The organism is Photorhabdus antumapuensis (genome assembly GCF_020387775.1).
GTDB classification, from domain to species: Bacteria; Pseudomonadota; Gammaproteobacteria; order Enterobacterales; family Enterobacteriaceae; genus Photorhabdus; species Photorhabdus antumapuensis.
Map to the genome: position 1 here is coordinate 1 of NZ_JAHZMK010000010.1, position 5668 is coordinate 5668.

The 5668-nt window shown below is 39.9% G+C and carries 8 protein-coding genes and 1 pseudogene; all 9 read left to right on the forward strand.

Features of this window, described 5'->3' with window-relative positions:
• Nucleotides 1–534 (forward strand): annotated as a pseudogene (locus tag KZ793_RS02115) (hypothetical protein); the annotation flags it as partial.
• Nucleotides 534–971, forward strand: coding sequence for a hypothetical protein (locus tag KZ793_RS02120; RefSeq protein ID WP_225813086.1), 438 nt, complete (start codon nucleotides 534–536; stop codon nucleotides 969–971). The pseudogene KZ793_RS02115 and the gene KZ793_RS02120, both read left to right, overlap by 1 nt.
• A gap of 372 nt (nucleotides 972–1343) precedes the next feature.
• Nucleotides 1344–1682, forward strand: coding sequence for an adhesin (locus KZ793_RS02125; protein WP_225813088.1), 339 nt, complete (start codon nucleotides 1344–1346; stop codon nucleotides 1680–1682).
• A gap of 5 nt (nucleotides 1683–1687) precedes the next feature.
• Complete coding sequence (locus KZ793_RS02130; protein ID WP_225813090.1) at nucleotides 1688–2101, forward strand: hypothetical protein; 414 nt, start codon at nucleotides 1688–1690, stop codon at nucleotides 2099–2101.
• 87 nt (nucleotides 2102–2188) lie between these two features.
• A complete protein-coding gene (locus KZ793_RS02135) occupies nucleotides 2189–2719 on the forward strand; it encodes a hypothetical protein (protein ID WP_225813092.1) in 531 nt (176 codons plus the stop codon).
• Nucleotides 2716–3216, forward strand: a complete 501-nt coding sequence (locus tag KZ793_RS02140) for a hypothetical protein (protein ID WP_225813094.1) — start codon at nucleotides 2716–2718, stop codon at nucleotides 3214–3216. Before KZ793_RS02135 ends, KZ793_RS02140 begins: the two co-directional genes overlap by 4 nt.
• A gap of 238 nt (nucleotides 3217–3454) precedes the next feature.
• A complete protein-coding gene (locus KZ793_RS02145) occupies nucleotides 3455–4225 on the forward strand; it encodes a hypothetical protein (protein ID WP_225813095.1) in 771 nt (256 codons plus the stop codon).
• Between the two features lie 124 nt (nucleotides 4226–4349).
• Nucleotides 4350–4571 carry a hypothetical protein gene (locus KZ793_RS02150; protein ID WP_225813097.1) on the forward strand — a complete coding sequence of 74 codons (222 nt, stop codon included), beginning with the start codon at nucleotides 4350–4352 and terminating at the stop codon, nucleotides 4569–4571.
• 361 nt (nucleotides 4572–4932) lie between these two features.
• Nucleotides 4933–5121 carry a DUF637 domain-containing protein gene (locus tag KZ793_RS02155; RefSeq protein ID WP_317987436.1) on the forward strand — a complete coding sequence of 63 codons (189 nt, stop codon included), beginning with the start codon at nucleotides 4933–4935 and terminating at the stop codon, nucleotides 5119–5121.
• Nucleotides 5122–5668 lie beyond the last annotated feature (547 nt).

The window sequence follows — 5668 nt, forward strand, 5'->3', positions numbered from 1 at the left end:
GCCGCAGTAGCGATTATTCCGGGAGCGGGTGATGCCGCCGGGAAAACTATCAAGGCGGTAGAGAAAGCCTTACAGAAAGGTGACGTCGGGGAAGCGTCTAAACTGATCAATAAGGCCAGTGATGAAATTCAGGCAGTGAAACCGCTCGACGTTGGTCCCTATAAGGAACTGAAGTCTAAAGCTGTAGTCGGAGATAATCTTGAACACGATCATATTCCATCTTTCGCTGCCCTTAGGAAAGCCAAAGAGAATGAACTTGGAAGAAAGCTAACACCTCAAGAAGAAAAGACTCTATATAATAATGCTACTGCTGTTGAACTTCCTAAAGATGCTCATGCTAAGAGTCGAACTTATAGAGGTAAAAATACATCAGAACAGGTAAATCAGGACGCAGCAGACTTATGTGGTGCAGTGTGTCGTGATACTGAAACATTAAGAATTAATATGATAGAACGTGGATATGATCCTAAGTTAGTTGACGAAGCTATTAAAAAGATCGTAGAGCGTAATCGTCAGATGGGAGTGTCTGAATAATGTTGAGATGGCAAGATTACATTAGCATGGTTAATGAATCGAGTGTGAATAATATTTTTGTCCTGTTACCTCAAGATATTGGTGAATTACCTGTAGTTACAGCTGATATGTTAGGAGAGAGGATTTACTATTCATTCTTTCAGGCAGGTATATTGTTTTTATTGGAAAATGATTTGGTAACCCAAATTACTTTCTTCATGAAACCAGAAGAAGGTTTTTCGATATATCAAGGGGAATTCCCTCCGGGAATAGGAATCGATAATAAAGAAAAAGATATTGTAGAAGTAAAAGGAAAACCATCGGCAAGTGGCGGTGGTAAGACAGATATGCTGTTGGGGTATATCAATAGATGGATAAAATATGAAAGTAATGATTATGTCTTACATATAGAATTTGCCCAAGATGGTCGATTGGCGAAAATATCATTACAGGCTTAATAACTGTTAGAGTTCCCAGTAAGTTTGAACTGAAAGCCTACATCACGTAGGCTTTCGGCCTTTTGTCAGCAGTCACCGGAGGCGTGTAAACAAGCCGGAGACGTTGTCAGTCTTGGTACTGACTTCATACCGGTCATTGGTGATATCAAAGGCTTTGTTGAAGCGCAGAATGCGTTAGATTATCTGGTCGCCGCAGTAGCGATTATTCCGGGAGCGGGTGATGCTGCCGGGAAAACTATCAAGGCGGTAGAGAAAGCCTTACAGAAAGGTGACGTTGGAGAAGCGTCTAAACTGATCAATAAGGCCAGTGATGAAATTACATCAATCTCACGCCCCGGTCACAGAAAGTCAGAAATTGATGTCGGGAAAGATTTGGGTGATGGCTGGAGTGGTCAGGTTACATTTAAGGATGGCAAAGAAGTTCCCTATGGAACTAAAGGCAGTGTTCGCCCAGACTGGTGTCAGGGAAATGTTTGCAGCGTTGAAGTGAAGAATTATAACATTGCAACGAACCAAAATGGCCTGATTAATAATGTTGCCAAACAAGCGATTGAGCGGCAGAAAAATCTACCTGCGGGAATGGAACAGAGAGTAATTATTGATATCCGTGGGCAAACTGTGTCGCTAGAACAGGAGAGGGAAATTATTAAAGGTATTGTTCAAAAATCAAATGGAATTATAGATCCGGCGGTAATCGAGTTTAAAAGGTAACTAACATGAAACGTATTGGTTTTTATGGCGGTAGTTCTATTGTGGAGCTTGGTTCTGCATCAGAAATGACCTACTTTTTTTCTATTTTAAATGAACAGATATATGATATTAATGATCAAAAAATCTTGTCTCAGTTTTACCAAAAGTATCTTCATCTTCATGAACTAGAAGAAGCATCTTCGTTGATAACGCAGCTCCGTCAGAGATTATCAAAGGAGCAGGAATGCAGATTTTTTAAATACTTTGAAGGAATAGAGCATTGTATAAAATCCGCCCAAGGATTTCATGGAGACTGGGGTATTTATAAGCCAGTTAGAATAGTGATAACAGGCATGCCTGATTTTATGACAGATAGAGATCGCCCTCTTGAGCAATACGATGCTTTAAGCCCAGACGATCCACCATTCTGGTTACGTTAAAAAAAGTTCTTGGCCCTGTGAACTGTACCCCAAAAGTTGGATACTCAACTTATAAAGGTGCAGTTCATACGGTTAGGATTTCTTTTTTTGGCAGCCGCAGTAGCGATTATTCCGGGAGCGAGTGATGCTGCCGGGAAAACTATCAAGGCGGTAGAGAAAGCCTTACAGAAAGGTGACGTTGGAGAAGCGTCTAAACTGATCAATAAGGCCAGTGATGAAATTACATCAATCTCACGCCCCGGTCACAGAAAGTCAGAAATTGATGTCGGGAAAGATTTGGGTGATGGCTGGAGTGGTCAAGTGACTTTTAAAGAGGGTAAAGAAGTCCCCTACGGCACTAAAGGCAGTGTTCGCCCAGACTGGTGTCAAGGCAATGTTTGCAGTGTTGAAGTAAAAAATTATAACATTGCAACGAATAAAAATGGCTTGATTAATAATGTTGCTAAACAGGCGATTGAGCGGCAGAAAAACCTTCCAGCAGGGATGAAGCAAGAAGTTGTTATTGATATCCGAGGTCAGCAGGTTACACAAAACCAAAAGGATATGATTATTCAGGAGATAGTTCAAAAATCGGATGGAACAATCAGTCCGACTGACATAGGATTTAAAACAAAATGAAAAATATAGGATTTCATGGTGGTCATACCGTTTATGAGCATGGCCCTGCTTCAGATGTGATTGTTTTTTTTCAGTGTATAACTGTCTATGCTGAACATGTTCAATCCGAATATGATTTTAGTTTATTAACAGATCGTCTTTATTGTCGTTATCTGAAACAAAATGAGCTTAGGCCAGCAATGGAACTTATGTCTATTGTTGAGTGTTTATTTGGCAAAGTTCAAAGCAATACAGTTGATTGGAAAATGATGGGAGTGAATCTTGAGTTAACAAAGCTAAATCTAAATCAGCTAACATTAAATCTTGTGTTTACAGATTACTTCCGTCGTTTTGTTGATGCTAAAGAGTCTGCCGAATCGTTTTTGAACACATTTAAAATATATCAGCCAGTAAAAATAGTGATCTCCGATTTACCATGGTTTATTGATGATAAGAATCGTCCTCTTGAGCAATTTGATGCACTTGGCCCAGACGATCCACCGTTCTGGTTACGTTAAAAAAAGCTCCCGGCCTTATGAACTGCACCCCAAAAGTTAGACACTAACTGATTAAGGTACAGTTCACCTAATCGGGCTATATTCTTTTATTTTTATGACAACTGATCTACCAACATAAGAATTGAGTTGTTCCAGTCAGAACCCTTTAATGGTGAGTTGAGGTCTGGGCACCATTAGCCATACTCCGCAAGGCGCTTACAGTGCGGTAAACAGCACAGAGCTTGTCTATCGCAATAATATGACTGAGCATATGTTGCATCAGTTATCGGTAGATAATCAAAAAGATATCTTAGCGGCAGAGAAAGGGGATAAAGCTGCGAAAGAGCGCGTTGTTGCGCGGCGGAATGCAGCGATTGCCGTCACCGCCGTGGCGGCAGGCGGCTATGCGCTGGTTTATGGCGGTCATATATTGATTGCGGGCTCGGCTGAAATGGCAACGGCAGGGCGTATTGCGCTTGAAGGCTGTAAAGCCAATCCGGCGCTGTGCCTGAATAACGTGGGGATTTTTGTTGCTGATGCGGTTGCACCGGAAGCGGCGGTTGGGACTGGCGTTTTGGCGACGGGAGCCGTAAAAGTATTAGGTAACAGCAAAGAAGGAGCGAAGAATTTAGCAGAAGAGTTGAATCATGCTTCAAAACCGCTGTTAAGTAATGCTAAACCTGATACCCATGTCGTAGCTAGTTTGATTGAAAAAGAAACGTTGTATATAGAGCGCAACTCGGCAACAGCTACGGCGGTAAAAACAGAAACTGTAGCAGTTGATGCAACTAAAAATATACGTAATGAACCTATTGCCCAAAAAATAGACACAGAGAGGTTTGGCAAATTAGGGTTAACTGAACTTGCTAAAACAGGAACTAAAATTGATCCGGCTGCTAAAGCAGGAGATTTAACTGTTGCTGGTAGAGCCTTGCAGAAACATGGTAGCCGAGAGGGGAGTGCATTCCCTGTTGCTAAAGGAAGTCCAGCACAGATTAATCAACAAGGACAAAAATCTTGGAGGGAATAATCAAATCGCCAGGAGCTAAGGTCCAAGAGGGCAATCGTTTTGGTGGTTTTGATATAATAGCATCGGATGGTCGCGGGGCCAGATTCGATCCTCAAGGTAACTTCCGTGGATTTTTGGAGCCATAATGAATAATAGACATCAACTAAAAATTGTCGTAGCAAGCGATGTAGATTATGAATATTTGATCGCTGAAATTTATTGTAATGGAGAATTTTTTGCTCTTTTGCAACAAGAAGAGGGAATTAAAAATATTAAGGTAGAATTTTCTCCTAATGCTAGAACTATTGATCTTGATTGGCTTCAAGATGCTTTATCAAAAGCAAAAGAACATTTATTGAATAAATAAATTGGTCCCTGCTTTGCGTCGGGCTGTTGTTGGTCAGGTATAAAACTGCACAGTGGGGGAATTGATTGAGTGTAATTAGAAAAAGGCGTATTCATGGTCAGACTTTATGGCAGAGAAATTACTGTTAATGGATGGAAACTGGAAATTAAACCCCCGCGTATTGAACTGACCCCTATAAAGTTGGACAGGTTATAAGTAAGAATGAAACAGAGCGACAAATCCATAAACTTCAGGAAGCGCTGACAGGTTACACTAAGCAGTTAATGATACCTGAGTCCGGAACTCCTGGACTCAGGCCATTTAACTTTGAGCTGATTCTTTCATGGTTTAGTGGATGTACCCGCCTATCCATAATTCCGTAGTGAACTCAACAATAGGCACAGTCCTGAATGGCGGCAGTTTTACGGATAATCTGCAAACCGCGATTAGTAACCAGATTAATGTGGAAGGTGCCAAGCTGATTAGTGATAACGGTCAAATTCTTGGTGTACAGGGTAAAGCAATCAGCCATACAGCGGTTTCTGCCGTTAACTGCGGAAATAATCAATAAAAGACAAAATTGAGCAATATCACTCTCCAGTTGAAAATTATAATCCCTAGAATAAGAATCACTTTACAGATTTGTCATTTTTTTAATATGATTTACTTTCTCTTTTTAGTTATTTTCCCTTTTTTGGTCGATCGATAAGCTGTTTTCTTTTCAGTGATTGGTTAACTGAGGGCAAAAAAAAGATATCTATTAATCCCAGATTTTGAAAAGGGATAGAGTAACTAAAAACGGTTTATTTTCCATCATGTTTAATGTATTTATCGACGATGCTATCTTCCGCTTATTTTACATTTACCTAACTTGCTATGACCATTTGAAGGCACGAAAACAAAGATATTAAATGTTTTATATAAAAGACTGATTTAACTATAAGTGAAATTTTTTAAGAGAATATTTATTATATTTAATCTAAGTCTATTAACCATTAACATAAAATTGAAAAAATCAGCAAAAAAAGATATTATCCGAAAAAACATAAAGGAGTATCTTTATACTATCAGACTATTCACGGGTTGATTTATACCCCTCATCTTTCAAGCTGCTGCTT

Bases quoted from the DNA above. Each gene is read 5' to 3' on its own strand.
- KZ793_RS02145 (WP_225813095.1), top strand. From the start codon at position 3,455: ATGACTGAGCATATGTTGCATCAGTTATCGGTAGATAATCAAAAAGAT.
- KZ793_RS02130 (WP_225813090.1), top strand. From the start codon at position 1,688: ATGAAACGTATTGGTTTTTATGGCGGTAGTTCTATTGTGGAGCTTGGT.
- KZ793_RS02150 (WP_225813097.1), top strand. From the start codon at position 4,350: ATGAATAATAGACATCAACTAAAAATTGTCGTAGCAAGCGATGTAGAT.
- KZ793_RS02120 (WP_225813086.1), top strand. From the start codon at position 534: ATGTTGAGATGGCAAGATTACATTAGCATGGTTAATGAATCGAGTGTG.
- KZ793_RS02140 (WP_225813094.1), top strand. From the start codon at position 2,716: ATGAAAAATATAGGATTTCATGGTGGTCATACCGTTTATGAGCATGGC.